Here is a 15209-nt window from a genome sequence, read left to right on the forward strand (position 1 = left end):
GAGAACCCGTGGACAGCGATTCCCGCAGCAAGAAGACGCAATGCATCGAGGACCTGCGCCGCCGGGTCCTGACCGAGGCATTGCAGCCGGGCATTTACCTGGACGAGGTGGAACTCGCTGAAACCTACGGCATTTCCCGCCCGCCCCTGCGCGAGGTGCTGCGTCAGCTGGCGGGCGAAGGCTACCTCGTCCTGCACGAGAACCGCGGCGCGCAGGTCGCGCCGATGTCGCACAAGACGATGCGCAACTTCTTCGTCGCGGCGCCGATGATCTATGCGGCGACCACCCGCCTTGCGGCGGAGAACGCGACGCCCGCGCAGATCGTGAAGCTCAAGGAATGCCAATGGGCCTTTCGCCAGGCGATCAAGTCGGGCGATTCGGCGGAACGCGCGCTCGGGAACGAACGCTTCCATTCCATCATCGGCGAAATGGCCGACAACGAATTCCTGATGCCCTCGTTGCGCCGCCTGCTGATCGACCACACCCGCATCGGGATGACCTTCTACAACCCCCGCAAGCTGCACCTCGCGCCCCAGCGCGAGCTTGCCGCCGACCAGCACGACCAGTTCATCGACCTGATCGAGGCTGGCGATGCCGACGCTGCCGGCGACCTCGCAGTCGCCCATTGGGAGCTTTCGCGCCAGCAGATCGAAAGCTTCGTTACTCCCGAAAGCATGACCATTCCACTTGGCCGCGCGCCAGGGCAGTCCGAAACACGAGGAGCCTCATGAAATTCGAAGGCATCTATACACCCGCCATCACACCGCATCGTGAGGATGGGTCCATCGACCGCGACGCATTCGTCGCCCAGCTGGAATATCTGATCGCGCAGGGCGTCCACGGCATCATCAACGGCGGCTCGACCGGGGAATACTACGCCCAGTCGATGCAGGAACGGCTGGAGATGGCCTCCCTCGCCCGCGATGTCACCAAAGGCCGCACGCATCTGATGGTCGGCACCGTGGCGATCCGGCTGGAGGACTCGATCACCATGGCCGAACACGCGGCCAAGATCGGGGCCGATTCGATCCTCGTCGGCTCGCCGCCCTATTCGGTTCCGACCGAACAGGAAAACGCCTTGAACGCGCTGGCCATCGACCGCGCCGCCGATCTGCCGATCATGCTCTACAACTACCCGGGCCGGATGGGCATCAACATGGGCGAGGAGTTTCTCGACCGTGTCGGCCGGTCCGCCAACTTCGCGGCCATCAAGGAATCCTCGGGCGATATCAACCGGGTGCACCTTCTCGCCCGCGACTACCCGCATATCCAGATGTCCTGCGGCATGGACGACCAGGCGCTGGAATTCTTCGCCTGGGGCGCGCGCAGCTGGGTCTGCGGTGGCTCGAACTTCCTGCCCGCCGAACACCTCGCCCTCTACAAGGCCTGCGCGGTGGAGGGCAACTTCGACAAGGGCCGCCGGATCATGTCGGCGCTGATGCCGCTGATGCGGGTGCTGGAACAGGGAGGAAAGTTCATCCAGTGCATCAAGCACGGCTGCGAGATGATGGGCCAGTACGCCGGCCCCCCGCGCCCCCCGCTCAAAGGCCTGAACAAGGACGACAAGCGCCAGCTGGAACAGACCGTGCGCGTCCTCAAGACCACCATCGCCCAGATCGTTGCGGAGTAAGCCATGAGCCTCCTGACCACCGAAGAATACAAGGCCATCGCCGCCGGTCTCTCCTTCCCGACGACCGCCTTCATCGACGGCCACTTCCGCCCCGCAATCAGCGGCAAGACCTTCGACACGCTGAACCCCGCCACCGGCGCAGTGCTGGCCAAGGTCGCCGCCTGTGGCCCCGAGGATGTGGACCTCGCCGTCCAGAAAGCCCGCGACGCCTTCGAGGATGGCCGCTGGTCGCGCCTGCACCCGAAGGAACGCAAGGAAACGCTCATCAAGCTGGCGAAGCTGGTGAAGCGCAACGCCCGCGAACTCGCTGTGCTGGAATCGCTCGACTCAGGGAAAACGATCTACGACTGCGAACAGGTCGATGTGCCGGAAACCATCAACTGCCTGACCTGGCACGCCGAGCTGATCGACAAGATCTACGACCAGGTCGCCCCGGCCAGTGACAACCACATCGCCATGATCGTCCGCGAACCCGTGGGCGTCGTCGGCCTCGTCCTGCCCTGGAACTTCCCCCTCCTGATGCTCGCCTGGAAGATCGGCCCCGCCTTGGCCGCCGGCTGCTCGGTCATCGTCAAACCCGCCGAGGAAACCCCCCTCACCACCCTCCGCATGGCCGAACTGGCGATGGAGGCCGGCATCCCGCCCGGCGTCTTCAACGTCGTCCCCGGCGCCGGCCCCGACGTGGGCGAACCTATCGGTCGCCACATGGACATCGACGCCGTCTCCTTCACCGGCTCGACCGAAACCGGCCGCCGCTTCCTGCGCTATGCCGCCGAATCCAATCTCAAGGAAGTCACCCTTGAAATGGGCGGCAAGAACCCCGCCGTGGTCCTCGATGATGCCGAGAACATCGACCGTGTCGCCGCCCATATCGTCAACGGCGCCTTCTGGAACATGGGCGAGAATTGCTCCGCCTCGTCCCGCCTGATCGTGCAGAAGGGCATCAAGGACGAACTTCTGAAACGCATCGTCGCCCATACCCGCGAATGGCCGATGGGCGACCCTCTCGACCCGACCAACCGCGTCGGCGCGCTTGTCTCGAAGGCGCATTTCGACAAGGTGGCCAGCTACCTCGACAAAGGCCCGAAAGTCATCCTCGGCGGCAAGGCCGAAAAGGGTTTCGTCGAACCCACCATCCTCGACACCCCTCGCGACGCGAAGCAGGCGAAGGAAGAAATCTTCGGCCCCGTCCTCTCCGTCCTCACCGTCGACAGCTTCGACGAGGCCATTGCGTTGGCCAACGACACCGAATACGGCCTCGCCGCCAGTATCTTCACCGCCAACGTCAAGCGCGCGCTCCGCGGCGCCCGCGCGCTGCGCGCCGGGACCGTCACCGTGAACTCCTTCGGCGAGGGCGACATCTCCACCCCCTTCGGCGGCTTCAAGCAATCGGGGTTCGGTGGCCGCGACAACGGCATCCACGCCCATGACCAGTACACTCAGGTCAAGACGATCTGGGTCGACCTCGCCGACGACGCGGACGAAGCCGTCGGCTGATCATGCGCGTCGGGTTCCTCGGCACCGGAGAGATCACCGCCGCCATGGTGCGCGGCCTGAAAGGCCAGGGTCACAGGATCCTGGTCTCGCCCCGCAACGCCGCCATGGCCGCGACCCTCGCCGCCGAAGTGCCCGAAGTCGCCATCGCCCCCAACGAACAGGTGGTAGAGGGGTCCGATGTGGTCTTCCTCTGCCTCCTCGCCCGCGTGGCAGCCGAGGTTCTCCCCAGCCTTCCCTTCCGCGCGGGCCAATCCGTCATCTCGGTCATGGTCGACGCCCCCCTCGCCACCCTGCGCACCCTTTGCGCCCCCGCAACCGACATCGCCATCACCATTCCGCTCCCTCCGATCACCACCGGCGGCTGCCCGCTGCCGGTCTACCCGGCCTCCCCTGCGCTCGACGCCCTTTTCGGCGAGAAGAACCTGATCCTGCCGCAACCCTTCGAGGCCGCCCTCAACGCCCATCTCGGCGCCTCGGCCCTCTGCTCGCCGATCCTCGACCAGCTCCTCACCGCGACCGAATGGCTGGCCGGTCACACCGGCAACCCCGCCGCTGCCGAGGCCTATATCGCCGCCATGATCCGCGGCTACCTGCCCGAGCGCGCGGCAGAGGGCGACCTTGCCGAGGCACTGAAAAAGCTTTCCACCGAAGGCGGCCTCAACGCCACCTTGCGCGCGGCGATGGCGCCTGCGAAAGAATCGCTCCGCCAAGGCCTGACCGCATTCCACAGCCGCCTCGGGCTGGATGATCCCAAAGGACGGACATGACCGCCTTCACCGCCCGCCGCACCCCCGTCCACAAGGGCCCCGCCGCCTGGTCGGCCATCCTGCCCGGCCAGCCCGCCCCGGTCAGCCTTCCCGGCAACCAGACCGCCGACGTCGCCATCATCGGCGGCGGCTTCGCGGGTCTTTCCGCCGCCCGCCGGTTGCGCCAGCTGGACCCGACGCTCAAGGTCGCCGTCCTCGAAGCCTCCCGCCTCGCCGAAGGTGCCTCGGGCCGCAATTCCGGCTTCATGATCGACCTGCCGCACGAGCTTACCTCCGACGATTACGCGGGTCACGGCGACGACCGCGGCATGATCGCGCTGAACCGCCAGGCCATCGCCTTCGCCAAGGGCGCGGTGCAGGACTACGGCATCGCTCCTGCCTATTTCGACCCCATCGGCAAGGTGAACGGCGCGGCCTCCGCCACCGCCGATGCGCTGAATCGCAGCTACGCCGACCACCTCACCTCGCTTGGCGAGCCGAACGAACGCCTTGACGCGCAGGGCATGGCCGACCTCACCGGCAGCCGCCACTATGTCTCCGGCCTCTACACCCCCGGCACGGTGATGCTGCAACCCGCAGGCTTCATCCGCGGCTTCGGCGAAGGCCTCCGCGCCGTTGGCACCGGCGTCTGGGAGAACAGCCCCGTCACCGCCTTCAGCCGCTCCGGCAGCGGCTGGGCCGTCACCACCGCCAAGGGCACCGTCAGTGCAGGCAAGGTGATCCTCGCCAACAACGGCCATCTCGAAAGCTTCGGCTTCGCGAGAGACAGGCTGATGCACGTCTTCCTCTACGCCTCGATGACGGTGGACCTGCCCCCCGAGACGCTGAAGCAGCTCGGCGGCCAGCCCCGCTGGGGCGTCACGCCCTCCGACCCGATGGGCACCACCATGCGCCGGATCGACACCGCCCTTGGCGGCAACCGCATCATCACCCGCACCTGCGCCAGCTTCCTGCCCGGGATGGAGCCTTCCGACGCCACACTGAGACGCACCGCCACCGTCCACCGCCAGAAATTCGCCGACCGCTACCCCGCGCTTCGGGACGTGAAGCAGGAATACACCTGGGCCGGGCACCTCTGCCTGACCCGCAACGCCGTCTCCATCGCGCGCGAGCTGGAACCGGGCCTTTACGCCGCCACCGTCTGCAACGGCCTCGGCACCGCGCGGAGCACCCTCACCGGCATCGCCGCCGCCGAACTGGCGATGGGCCAGGAAACCGACGCCACCCGCCATTTCGCCGCCGAGGCCCAGCCCAGCAAACTCCCCCCGAAACCCTTCTCCACCCTTGGCGCGAATATCTTCCTGCGCTTCAAGGAATGGCGCGCCGGGGCGGAATGAACCGTCGCGATCAACCCAGATCGCCCTCGGCGAGCGGCCCAGAAACCGCCAATAGCCCCTCCCCGCGACCCGCAGGGTGCGTGATTTCACGCACCTTCCTTTCGCCTGCATTCCTTGTCAAACGGTTAACGCCCACGCGCAAGCCATTGATTTCGCGCAGTCGGATTTTTTGTCCACCGTGGACACTCACGGCAGCGACAGCTTCGCCATCCGTCCGCCGTCTACCGTCCAGACCTGCCCGGTGACGAACCCCGCCTCCTCGGAGGCCAGCCAGGCCACCAGCGCCGCCACCTCCTCCGGCCGCCCGGTTCGCCCGACCGGATGGATCTTCCCGATGTTCGCCCGGAACCCCACCGGATCCGGCATCCCCTCGACGAAGGCCTCGTTCAACTCGGTGTCGATCCATCCCGGAGCCACCGCATTGCACCGCACCTCCCGCGAGTGATCGACGGCAACGGCCCGGGTCAGCCCGTGCAGCCCGGCCTTCGAGGCACAGTAGGCCGCATGGGTCGGGTTCGACCCCAGCCCCTCGATGCTGCCGATGTTGACGATGCTGCCCCGGACCGCCCGCAGATGCGGCAGCGCCGCCTTGATCAGCAGGAACGGCGCGGTCAGGTTCACCCGCAGCGTCCGCTCCCAGTCGGCAAGGCTCATCTCCTCGACCCCCGCCTCCTGCATGATCCCGGCGTTGTTGACCAGCACGTCCAGCCGCCCGGCCCGCCCGACGACCTCTCCCACCGCCGCCGCCGGGGCCGCAGCATCGGAGAAGTCCGCCTCGATCCCCTCGAACTCGGCATCCGACCCGCGCTGCGCGGTGAAGACCCGTGCCCCCTCCGAGGCCAGCCTCCGGGCAATCGCCTGCCCGATCCCCGACCGCCCGCCCGTGACCAGGGCCACCTTGCCGTCGAACCTCATTTGACCGGCTTCCCGCCATTCACCTCGACCACCGCGCCGACCATGTAGCGCGCGGCGTCGGAAGCGAGAAACAGGATCACATCGGCGATGTCCTCCGGTTCCGCGATCCGGCCCAGCGGCACGGTCTTGCCCAGCTCCGCCACCGCCGTATCCGGATCGAACCCGCGCTTGGCAAAGCCCGTGCGCAGCATCGGCGTGTTGACCTCGTTCGGGGCCACCGCGTTGATGCGGATGCCCTTGTCGGCATGATCCATCCCCATGCACTGCGTCAGCGAGGCAATCGCAGCCTTGGTCATGCAGTAGACGGCGTGCCCCGGCCCCGGCCTGAGCCCCCAGCAGGAGGCGACATTGACGATGGCCGACCCCGGCGGCAGCAGCGGGATCGCCGCCCGGCAGATGCGGAACGGCGCCTGCACGTTCACCCCCACCGACAGGTCCCAATCGGCATCCGAGGTCTCGTCCACCTTGCCCCGCGTGATCACGCCCGCGTTGTTGACGATGATGTCGAGGCCGCCCAAAGCCGACTTCGCCGCCGCAGGAAGCCCATCGGCATAGGCAGCTTCCAGCAGGTTCCCCGGCAGATGCGCCTCGGCCTCCACCCCCGACACGTCGCGGTCCGCCACCGCCACAAGCACGCCCCGCGCCCGCAGCGCCTTCACAACCGCCGCCCCGATGCCGCCCGCGGCCCCCGTGACCAGCGCCTTCTTGCCTTTGAGATCGCTCATCTTCTTCCTCACCCGAACGCGAGAACCGGCTTGCCGAACATGCCTTCTTCTGGCTCGACCCCCAGGCCGGGGCCTTCCGGCAGCTTGATGTGGCCGCCGACGATATTGACGCCGCTCCTGTCGTAGTTGCCCTCGATGTAGGGCGCGGCCAGCCAGACCCCTTCGTTCAGCCGAGGTTGCACGGTCGCGCCGATATGGGTGCAGGCCGCCGCGATGATGTCGCCACCCCAGGCGTCGTCGCAGGTGTGGGGCAGGCTGCGCGCCTCGCAGATGTCGCGGAAGGCGGCCATCTGCTGCAACCCGCCGATCCGCGTGACCTTCATGCCGAAGCCGTCGACCAGGCCCTGCCCCGCGACGCGCACCACCGTCGCGAGGTCCTCGCCCATCTCGTCGAGGTAGATACCGTGATGGACCTGCCCCCGGATCGCCGCCAGTTCCTCGATGGTGTTGCAGGGCTGCTCGAGAATGAAGGGAATATCCTGGCATTCGCGCGACAGCCGCAGCGCATCGCGCGTCGGAAGGCCCCGGTTGCCGTCCGCCGCCAGCCGCACGCCCTTGCCCTTGATCACGTCCCAGACCTTGCGCAGCACGGCGATGTCGATTTCCACCGGACGCCCGCCGATCTTGATCTGCAGCCGGGGATAGCCCTCGGCAACCTTCTCGGCGGCGATGCGGGCGATCTCGTCGGGCTCTCCGACGCCGGTGGCGTAATAGGAGGGGACGCTTTCCTGCGCCACCCCGCCCAGAAGCTCGGCGACCCGCAAGCCGGTCGCCTTGCCCATGATGTCATGCGCCGCAATGTCCACCGCGGCCTTGGCATAGCGATGCCCGTTCAACAGGCTGTCCATCTTCCGCCGCAGGCTCAGCGGATGCGGCGAGGCGCCGATCAGCCCCGGCCCCATCTCCTCCAGCGCCGCGCGTGCCCCCTTGGCATGCGCCGGAGCATAGGTGGACCCCACCGGGCAGGTCTCGCCCCAACCGACAAGGCCGGTGTCGGTGACGATCTTCACCAGCGTGGTGTCCAGCGAATACACCTTGGCATTGGCCATCTTGTAGGGCCCGTTCTTGACCGGCAGGTCATGGGCGTAGACGTGGAGTTCCTTGATCTTCATCGGTCTTTCGCAAAAAAATTGGCCACCCCGGAAGGCGGCCGGTCACAGGGATCAGTGTTCGGTGTTCAACTCGTCCACCGCCGGAATCTCGCGCTCCCGCCGGGCGATGTAATCCAGCAAAGCCTCGTTGACGCCTTCGTCCAGCTTCGGCTCCTCGTAGTCGGCCAGCAGCTGCCGCGCCCGGTCCAGCGCGCGCTGGGTGATCTCGACCGAACCCTCGGCCTGCCATTGCTCGATACTGTTGTTGTCGAACAGCTTCGGCATGAAGAAGGCCCGTTCGAAGTTCTCCAGCGTGTGCGGATGGCCCAGGTAATGCCCGCCGGGCCCCACGTCGCGCACTGCCTGCATCGCCTCGTCAAAGTCGTCCCAGCGCGGGCCTTCCGCCATGCGGTAGCCCATCTGGCACATCTCGGCATCGACGACGAACTTGGCGATGGAACAGTGCATTCCGGCCTCGTTCCACCCGGCGGAGTGCCAGATGTAGTTGGCCCCGGCGTGCAGGACCGCGTTCATCGTCATGGCACTTTCATACCCCGCCTGCGCGTCGAAGGTCTTGGCCCCGCCGAGAAGGTTCGAAGTGCGCCACGGCACGTTGTAGTAGCGCGCCATCTGCCCGATCATGAAATTCATGAGGGAAATTTCCGGCGTCCCTGCCATCGGCGCGCCGGATTTCATGGAGACGGTCGAGAGGTAGTGGCCGTAGATCGCCGGGGCGCCCTTGCGGATCACCTGCGTATAGGCCAGCGCCGACAGCGCCTCGGCGTTGAGCTGCGCCACGGCGGGGGCGACGGAGGCGGGGGTGTTCGCCCCGCCGAGGACGAAGGGCGAGCAGAGGACGGGCTGCTTCCGCTTCACGAAGGCGCGCATGGCCGACAGCATCGTCTCGTCCCAGACGAGGGGCGAGTTGCCGTTGCAGTTGCCGGTGGTGACGGGGGTTTCCTCCATCACATCCTTGCCGAACAGGATCTCGCACATCGCCATCACATCCTCGGCGTTCTTGCCCGAGGTCGTCATGCCCATGAAGGTCTTGTCCGAGTGTTTCATCGACGAATAGGTGATGTGCAGGTGCCGGTGGCTGACCTTCATGTCCATCGGCTCGACGATGTGGTGCGCGGTGGAATGCAGCGCGGGCGACATATGGGCCAGCTTGTGGAAGGTGTTCAGGTCGGCGATCGTCGGCCAGCGGCGCACGTCGTCGAGGTCGCGGATGAAGGGCGCGCCGGTCATCGGGACAAAGATCGAATGCTTGCCGCCGAAGGGCAGGCTGCGCTCGGGGTTCCGCGCCCGATAGGTCCAGCCCGAGGGAATGGTTGCGATCAGTTCCCGCACAAGCCCACGGTCCAGATGCACCCGGTCGCCGACCACCTTGGCGCCCGCCCGCTTCCAGTCGGCTAAGGCGATCTCGTCGCGGAAGGTCACGCCGACCTCTTCCAGGATCGACATCGAGGCATTGTCGATCTGTTCCACCCGCGCGGGGTCCATCACCTCGCAGTCGGGGATGCCGCGTTTCAGCGCGGGGAGCATGTCGAAATCCGGGGCCGAGCGGAGCGCACGGCGGGCCCCGCGGCCTCCGGCACGGGCGGTTCTGACGACTTCGTTCATGGCGTCCCTCCTGGCGCTGCGGTCGCGCCATCAGGCGTCGGATTGCGGGCATCCACAGTAGCGGCTGCGAAGCGGATCGGGGTTTTTGCGACATCCCCGACAGAGCGGCAGCCGCAGGCGGCCCCTCAACCCGCCCGCGCGAAGCTGTCGGCCGACGAGGCGGCCCAGGCCTCGGCGAACCGGGGCGAGGAGGCAGGGTCGGCGGTCAACTGGCCGGACGCCAGCTGTTCGTATTGCTCGGCCAGAGAGATCACCTTGTCCGACGACGCCCGGCGCAGGAAATGATGCGGGCGCAGTTCGGAGGGATGCGCCAGTCCGGCGGCCGCGACCAGTTCGGCCAGCGCATGCAGCGTGTTCCGGTGGAAGCTTGCGACCCGAAGGGCCTTGTCCGGCACCACGATGGCCCGCTGGCGCAACGGGTCCTGCGTGGCCACCCCGGTCGGACACTCCCCGGTGTGGCAGGACTGCGCCTGGATGCAGCCCACCGCGAACATGAATCCCCGCGCCGCATTGCACCAGTCGGCCCCGAGCGCAAGCGTCCGGGCCATGTCGAAGGCCGAGGTGATCTTGCCGCTCGCCCCGATCCTCACCTTGTCGCGCACCCCGATCCCGACCAGAGCATTGTGAACGAAGGAAAGCCCGTCGCGCAGCGGCATGCCAACATAGTCCATGAACTCCAGCGGAGCCGCGCCGGTGCCGCCCTCCTTGCCGTCGACAACGATGAAGTCGGGCGTGATCCCGGTGGCGAGCATCGCCTTGCAGATCGCCATGAACTCCCACGGATGGCCGATGCACAGCTTGAACCCGGCCGGTTTGCCGCCCGACAGGTCACGCATCCTGGCGACGAATTCCAGAAGCCCGACCGGGGTGGAAAAGACCGAGTGGCTGGCGGGGGAAACGCAGTCTACCCCCATCGGCACGCCGCGGATACGCGAAATCTCCTCGGTGATCTTGGCAGCCGGCAGGACACCGCCATGGCCGGGCTTGGCGCCCTGCGACAGCTTCAGCTCGACCATCTTGATCTGGGGATCGGTCGCGACGTCGGCGAACCTTGCCGGGTCGAAGCTTCCGTCGTCGGCGCGGGCGCAGAAATAGCCCGAGCCCAGCTCCCATACGAGATCGCCGCCGTTCTCGCGATGATAGGGCGACACGCCGCCTTCCCCGGTATCGTGAAAGAACCCGCCGGCCTTCGCCCCTTTGTTCAAGGCCCGGATCGCATTGGCCGACAGCGAGCCGTAGCTCATCGCAGAAATGTTCAGGAGGCTTGCGGAGTAGGGCAGGGCGCAGGTCGCCCCCACCGTGATGCGCAGCGCCTCATGCGGGAGGGCCTGCTTCGGCGCGATGGAATGGTGCAGCCATTCGTACTGTTCCTGGTAGACGTCGAACTGTGTGCCGAAGGGACGCTTGTCCAGCTCGCGCTTGGCGCGCTGGTAGACGATGGCGCGCTTGTCGCGCGGGAAGGGGGTGCCGTCCTTGTCGCCCTCGAAGAAATACTGCCGCATCTCCGGCCTGATCGATTCCAAGAGGAACCGCAGATGCGCCGCCACCGGATAGTTGCGCAGCACTGCATGACGGGTCTGGCGCAGGTCATGCAGGCCCAGGAGCACCGAACAAAGACAGAGCGTGGCGAAGGGTACCAGCCACCAGTCCTGCGACGGGAAGACTGGCATCAGGACCGCCGCCGCGACGATCAGGATCGCGGGCCAGGTGATCAGGGCAAAGCGCAGGTTGAAGATCGTCGTCAGCATTCCGGCCCCCAAGGTTCGGTCTGGTCAGACTTAAGCATGGAAATTGAAGCTTGTTTAACGGAATTCAGAAAGGCGACGGGGCCGTGAAACGGACCCAGGCGCCGGTTGTCGGATGGTGCAGGGCCAGGCTCTCGGCGTGGAGCATCAGGCGGGAGTGCTCCGCCAGGGTCTCGGGCGCGTAGATCTGGTCGCCGAGGATCGGGTGGCCAAGCGCCAGCATGTGCACCCGCAACTGGTGGCTGCGCCCGGTGTGCGGGGTCAGGCGGACGCGGGTCTCATGGCTGGCGCGGTCGATCACCTGCCAGTCGGTGACGGCGGGGCGGCCATGCACCGGGTCGATCTTCTGGCGCGGGCGATAGTCCCAGTCGCTGCCGATGGGCAGATCGACGGTGCCGCTGTCGGGGGTGAGGCGACCCTTCAGCCGCGCGACATAGGTCTTCTCTGCCCGGCGCTGCTCGAATTCCTGCCCGAGGAAGCCCTGCGCCTGTTTGGTGCGTGCGAAGATGATTACGCCCGAGGTGTCACAATCGAGCCGGTGCACGGTCAGCGCATCCCAGCGCGCGGCCTGCAACCGTGTGATCAGGCAATCCTTCCGGTTTTCCAGTTTCCCCGGGACGGTGAGAAGGCCTGCGGGCTTGTCGACCACGATGATCGCCGCGTCCTCGTGAAGGATGGACAGGGGCACGTCCGGTGGATCGTAGGCGAAGTCGGGGATCAGCGAGGGCTTATGCAATCTGGTGCCCTTCGCCGATGAGCCGGTGGTGCAGGTGGCGGATATGCGCGGGCCCGACCTCGCAGCAGCCGCCGATGAGGGTGGCCCCCTGCGCGACCCAGCCGAGGGCGAAATCGGTGTAGCGCTCGGGGGAAAGATCGTGGCGGGCGCAGTAGTCGGGGGCGCTGGTGCCGTGGCTGTGCGAAGTGATCTCGGAAAACCCGTTGGCATAGGCGCCGAAGGGCAGGCCGAAGGGTTTCAGCGCGATGAGCGCTGTCGCCATCGCCTCGGGCATCGAGCAGTTGGCGAGGACGGCGTCGGCGGGGGTCTCCGCCAGCACCTCGGCGAGGGCAGCGACGGGTTCGCCGGAGCGGAGCCGGGTGCCGTCACGGTCCTGGACGGAGACCGAGAGCCAGACCGGGCGGTCGGTGGTCCGCGCGCCCTTCAATGCCCCCCGGGCAAGGTCGAGCGAGGAGATCGTTTCGATCAGGATCAGGTCGACATGCGGGGCGAGGAGGCGGGCCTTCTCGGCATAGAGCGCAACGGAGACCTGCACTGGCGGGGTCAGGTCGGGGCGGTAGCTTTCGCCCAGGGGGCCCATCGACCCCGCGATCAACCCGCGCCCGGCGGCAGCGCGGGCCTCATGCGCCTCGGCCAGGGCACGGAGGTGGAGGGCGTGGTAGAGATGGTCGAGGCCCTGCGGGGCCAGCCGGTCGTGCAGGATGTTGTAGGTGTTGGTGGTCGCAAGGCTGGCCCCGGCGGCGAAGTAATCCTCGTGGATCGCGCGGACCAGGCCGGGGTGGTCGATCATCACCCGCGTCGCCCAGAGCGGGCCGGGGTCGGACCCGGCGCGAGCGATCAGTTCCTGGCCCATGCCGCCGTCAAGGAGGGTGATCGTGGTCATATCAGGTCTCGTCTTTTCGCCCCGTGGCTGGTGGGTGGGGCTTCCGCACCCCCAGGCCCCCGGTGGAGTAGTCAGGCCAAGAGGAAGCGCAATCTAGTCGAATGGTTCAGGTCGCATCACGAAAGACCTCGGCGAGGAGGGGGGCAAGCCAGTCCTCATCTTCTTTCGTGAAGGCAGCGGCGGTGTTGCTGTCGAGGTCGAGGACGCCCAGAAGCTTGCCTTGGCCGTTCCGGACCGGGAGGACCAGTTCAGACTTTGTCGAGGAGGAACAGGCGATATGGCCGGGGAAGGCCTCGACATCGGGGACGTTCTGGACCTGTCCCGTGCGGGCGGCGGCGCCGCAGACGCCTCGGGAGAAGGGGATCACCAGGCAGCCGTGGCCGCCCTGATAGGGGCCGATCTTCAGAAGCTCCGGCGCGGTGACGCGGTAGAAGCCGGTCCAGTCGGCAAGCGGATGCGCATGGTGGATTTCGCAGGCTACGGTGGCCATCAGCGCGACGGTATCCGTCTCGCCATGGGTAAGGGCGCGGATCGAAGCGGTGATCGCGGGGCGGTCGATATCAGTAGCCAAGGGCGCAGCCATCCTTTCTGGGGTCCGAGGCGCCGACCAGCACCTCGCCGTCGATGCGGATCGCCTGGGCGCCGCCGAGGGGTGCTGCAGGGACCACGACCGGGTGGCCCATGGCGGCAAGCTCGGCGCGGACCTGGTCGGAATAGCCGCGCTCGACCTCCATCCCCTCGGGGCCGGAGAAGGAGCGGGGGGCGTCGATGGCCTCTTGCAGGTCCATGCCGTAGTCGGTGAGGTTGGTGACGAAGCGGGCATGGCCGCAGGGTTGGTAAGCCCCGCCCATCACTCCGAAGGGCATCAGGACCTTGCCGTTCTGGCGGATCATGCCGGGGATGATCGTGTGCATCGGGCGCTTGCCGCCCCCCGCTTCGTTCGGGTGCCCCTCGGCGAGGGTGAAGCCCGCGCCGCGGTTCTGGAAGTTGATGCCGAATTTCGAGGAGGCGAGGCCCGAGCCGAAGCCCCAAAATACCGAGTAGATCAGCGAGACCGCCATCCGGTCACGGTCAACGACAGTGATGTAGATCGTGTCCCGATGTACGGCCTCGGTCAGGGGGGCGGCGGCGGGCATGGCGCGTTTCGGGTCGATCAGGGCGGCAAGCTTCGCGGCGGTCTCGGGCGACAGCATGTGCGCCAGCCGCGTCGTGAGGTCGGGGTCGGCGATGAAACGGTTGCGGGCGTCGTAGGCGAGCTTCGTCGCCTCGGCCTCGATATGGGCGCGCTGACTGCCGAACGGGTCCACCGCGCCGAGGTCGAAATGCCTGAGGATGTTGAGCATCAGGATCGCTGTCGCGCCCTGGCCGTTCGGCGGGTGCTCGACCAGTTCGACCCCCTTGTAGGGGCCGGAGACCGGGGTGGTATAGTTGCAGGCGCTGGCGGAGAGGTCATCGAGTGTATGGGTGCCGCCGAGGGCGCGGAGCGAGGCGATCATGTCCTCGGCCACCTCGCCTTCATAGAATCCGGCGCGGCCTTCCTTCGAGACGCGGCGCAGGACCTCGGCCTGACCGGGGGCGCGAAACACCTGCCCGACGGCAGGAGCCTTGCCGCCGAAACTGTAGAAGTCCCGCGCGGCCCCTTTCAGGCATGGCAGGTCATCCACCCAGTCGAAGGCGACGCGGGGCGCTACGGGGACACCTTCCTCGGCATAGTGGATGGCGGGGGCAAGGACCTCGGCCATCGATTTCATCCCGTAGTCGGTGTTCAGGCGGCAGAAAGCGTCCACGGCGCCGGGCAGGGTGACCGCCTCGATCCCCTGGATCGGGATCGCGCTCAGCCCGCTCGCGCGAAGGTCGGCAGCGTTCAGTCCCATCGGCGCGCGACCGGAGCCATTCAGCGCGATCACGTCTTCGGATCCGGCGGGCTTGACCAGCACGAAGCAGTCACCGCCGATCCCGGTCATCTGCGGCTCGGCAATGCCCAGGACCAGTGCACCGGCAATGGCGGCGTCCACCGCGTTGCCGCCGGATTTCAGCATGGCAACGGCCACCTGTGCGGCCAGCGGATGCGAGGTGGCGCAGATGCCGTTCCGTGCATAGACAGCCGACCGGCCGGGAAAGTGAAGATCGCGCATTGTTGCCCCCAGAGACATGCGCGTCGAAGCTAGGCCGTGACTGGCGGGAAGCCAAGGGGGAAGGGTCCCTGACATCCGGAGAGAGGAGCGTTGAGGTCCGAACGTCAGGGAGCAGCGCAGTCGCC

At 67.1% G+C, this 15209-nt stretch carries 14 protein-coding genes; 5 read left to right on the forward strand and 9 right to left on the reverse strand.

Annotated elements, in window-relative coordinates; translation table 11 throughout:
* The first annotated feature begins 8 nt into the window (after window positions 1–8).
* From JNJ68_RS06845 to JNJ68_RS06865, 5 genes are read left to right on the forward strand one after another with little or no spacing between them, the layout of a single operon-like run.
* Window positions 9–731, forward strand: a complete 723-nt coding sequence (locus JNJ68_RS06845; protein ID WP_294980580.1) for a GntR family transcriptional regulator — start codon at window positions 9–11, stop codon at window positions 729–731.
* Window positions 728–1630, forward strand: a complete 903-nt coding sequence (locus JNJ68_RS06850) for a dihydrodipicolinate synthase family protein (RefSeq protein ID WP_294980583.1) — start codon at window positions 728–730, stop codon at window positions 1628–1630. Before JNJ68_RS06845 ends, JNJ68_RS06850 begins: the two co-directional genes overlap by 4 nt.
* 3 nt (window positions 1631–1633) lie before the next feature.
* Window positions 1634–3127: an aldehyde dehydrogenase gene (locus JNJ68_RS06855; RefSeq protein WP_294980586.1), complete on the forward strand. Its 1494-nt coding sequence runs from the start codon at window positions 1634–1636 to the stop codon at window positions 3125–3127.
* Between the two features lie 2 nt (window positions 3128–3129).
* The gene (locus tag JNJ68_RS06860; RefSeq protein ID WP_294980587.1) at window positions 3130–3894 is read left to right on the forward strand and encodes an NAD(P)-binding domain-containing protein; all 765 of its coding nucleotides are present in this window, start codon (window positions 3130–3132) and stop codon (window positions 3892–3894) included.
* The gene (locus JNJ68_RS06865; RefSeq protein WP_294980590.1) at window positions 3891–5231 is read left to right on the forward strand and encodes an FAD-binding oxidoreductase; all 1341 of its coding nucleotides are present in this window, start codon (window positions 3891–3893) and stop codon (window positions 5229–5231) included. The genes JNJ68_RS06860 and JNJ68_RS06865 overlap by 4 nt, the downstream gene beginning before the upstream one ends.
* Window positions 5232–5417: 186 nt before the next feature.
* On the opposite strand, the gene JNJ68_RS06870 is transcribed toward JNJ68_RS06865, so the two are convergent.
* The 9 genes from JNJ68_RS06870 to JNJ68_RS06910 all read right to left on the reverse strand — a co-directional run bounded on the left by JNJ68_RS06870 (window position 5418) and on the right by JNJ68_RS06910 (window position 15084).
* Window positions 5418–6146, reverse strand: a complete 729-nt coding sequence (locus tag JNJ68_RS06870; RefSeq protein ID WP_294980592.1) for an SDR family oxidoreductase — start codon at window positions 6144–6146, stop codon at window positions 5418–5420.
* Window positions 6143–6871, reverse strand: a complete 729-nt coding sequence (locus JNJ68_RS06875; RefSeq protein ID WP_294980595.1) for an SDR family oxidoreductase — start codon at window positions 6869–6871, stop codon at window positions 6143–6145. The genes JNJ68_RS06870 and JNJ68_RS06875 overlap by 4 nt, the downstream gene beginning before the upstream one ends.
* Window positions 6872–6879: 8 nt before the next feature.
* Complete coding sequence (locus JNJ68_RS06880; protein WP_294980597.1) at window positions 6880–7983, reverse strand: enolase C-terminal domain-like protein; 1104 nt, start codon at window positions 7981–7983, stop codon at window positions 6880–6882.
* A 51-nt stretch (window positions 7984–8034) separates the two neighbouring features.
* Window positions 8035–9585 (reverse strand): trimethylamine methyltransferase family protein, encoded by a 1551-nt coding sequence (locus JNJ68_RS06885; RefSeq protein ID WP_294980600.1) that lies wholly within the window; start codon window positions 9583–9585, stop codon window positions 8035–8037.
* A 125-nt stretch (window positions 9586–9710) separates the two neighbouring features.
* Window positions 9711–11333 carry an FMN-binding glutamate synthase family protein gene (locus tag JNJ68_RS06890; protein WP_294980601.1) on the reverse strand — a complete coding sequence of 541 codons (1623 nt, stop codon included), beginning with the start codon at window positions 11331–11333 and terminating at the stop codon, window positions 9711–9713.
* Window positions 11334–11397: 64 nt separating this feature from the next.
* Complete coding sequence (locus tag JNJ68_RS06895) at window positions 11398–12066, reverse strand: RluA family pseudouridine synthase (protein ID WP_294980604.1); 669 nt, start codon at window positions 12064–12066, stop codon at window positions 11398–11400.
* The gene (locus JNJ68_RS06900) at window positions 12059–12949 is read right to left on the reverse strand and encodes a homocysteine S-methyltransferase family protein (protein WP_294980607.1); all 891 of its coding nucleotides are present in this window, start codon (window positions 12947–12949) and stop codon (window positions 12059–12061) included. The genes JNJ68_RS06895 and JNJ68_RS06900 overlap by 8 nt, the downstream gene beginning before the upstream one ends.
* A 106-nt stretch (window positions 12950–13055) precedes the next feature.
* Window positions 13056–13532, reverse strand: coding sequence for a GAF domain-containing protein (locus JNJ68_RS06905; RefSeq protein WP_294980610.1), 477 nt, complete (start codon window positions 13530–13532; stop codon window positions 13056–13058).
* The gene (locus JNJ68_RS06910) at window positions 13510–15084 is read right to left on the reverse strand and encodes a gamma-glutamyltransferase family protein (protein WP_294980613.1); all 1575 of its coding nucleotides are present in this window, start codon (window positions 15082–15084) and stop codon (window positions 13510–13512) included. Before JNJ68_RS06910 ends, JNJ68_RS06905 begins: the two co-directional genes overlap by 23 nt.
* Window positions 15085–15209: the final 125 nt, after the last annotated feature.

Origin of the sequence: Tabrizicola sp. (genome assembly GCF_016793705.1) — a bacterium.
In the GTDB taxonomy this organism is placed as follows: Bacteria; Pseudomonadota; Alphaproteobacteria; order Rhodobacterales; family Rhodobacteraceae; genus Tabrizicola.

Excerpts from the sequence above, each read along its gene's own strand:
- JNJ68_RS06875 (WP_294980595.1), bottom strand. The coding sequence starts at position 6,871 with ATGAGCGATCTCAAAGGCAAGAAGGCGCTGGTCACGGGGGCCGCGGGC.
- JNJ68_RS06860 (WP_294980587.1), top strand. The coding sequence starts at position 3,130 with ATGCGCGTCGGGTTCCTCGGCACCGGAGAGATCACCGCCGCCATGGTG.
- JNJ68_RS06880 (WP_294980597.1), bottom strand. The coding sequence starts at position 7,983 with ATGAAGATCAAGGAACTCCACGTCTACGCCCATGACCTGCCGGTCAAG.
- JNJ68_RS06910 (WP_294980613.1), bottom strand. The coding sequence starts at position 15,084 with ATGCGCGATCTTCACTTTCCCGGCCGGTCGGCTGTCTATGCACGGAAC.
- JNJ68_RS06870 (WP_294980592.1), bottom strand. The coding sequence starts at position 6,146 with ATGAGGTTCGACGGCAAGGTGGCCCTGGTCACGGGCGGGCGGTCGGGG.
- JNJ68_RS06865 (WP_294980590.1), top strand. The coding sequence starts at position 3,891 with ATGACCGCCTTCACCGCCCGCCGCACCCCCGTCCACAAGGGCCCCGCC.
- JNJ68_RS06900 (WP_294980607.1), bottom strand. The coding sequence starts at position 12,949 with ATGACCACGATCACCCTCCTTGACGGCGGCATGGGCCAGGAACTGATC.
- JNJ68_RS06885 (WP_294980600.1), bottom strand. The coding sequence starts at position 9,585 with ATGAACGAAGTCGTCAGAACCGCCCGTGCCGGAGGCCGCGGGGCCCGC.
- JNJ68_RS06890 (WP_294980601.1), bottom strand. The coding sequence starts at position 11,333 with ATGCTGACGACGATCTTCAACCTGCGCTTTGCCCTGATCACCTGGCCC.
- JNJ68_RS06855 (WP_294980586.1), top strand. The coding sequence starts at position 1,634 with ATGAGCCTCCTGACCACCGAAGAATACAAGGCCATCGCCGCCGGTCTC.
- JNJ68_RS06850 (WP_294980583.1), top strand. The coding sequence starts at position 728 with ATGAAATTCGAAGGCATCTATACACCCGCCATCACACCGCATCGTGAG.
- JNJ68_RS06905 (WP_294980610.1), bottom strand. The coding sequence starts at position 13,532 with ATGGCTGCGCCCTTGGCTACTGATATCGACCGCCCCGCGATCACCGCT.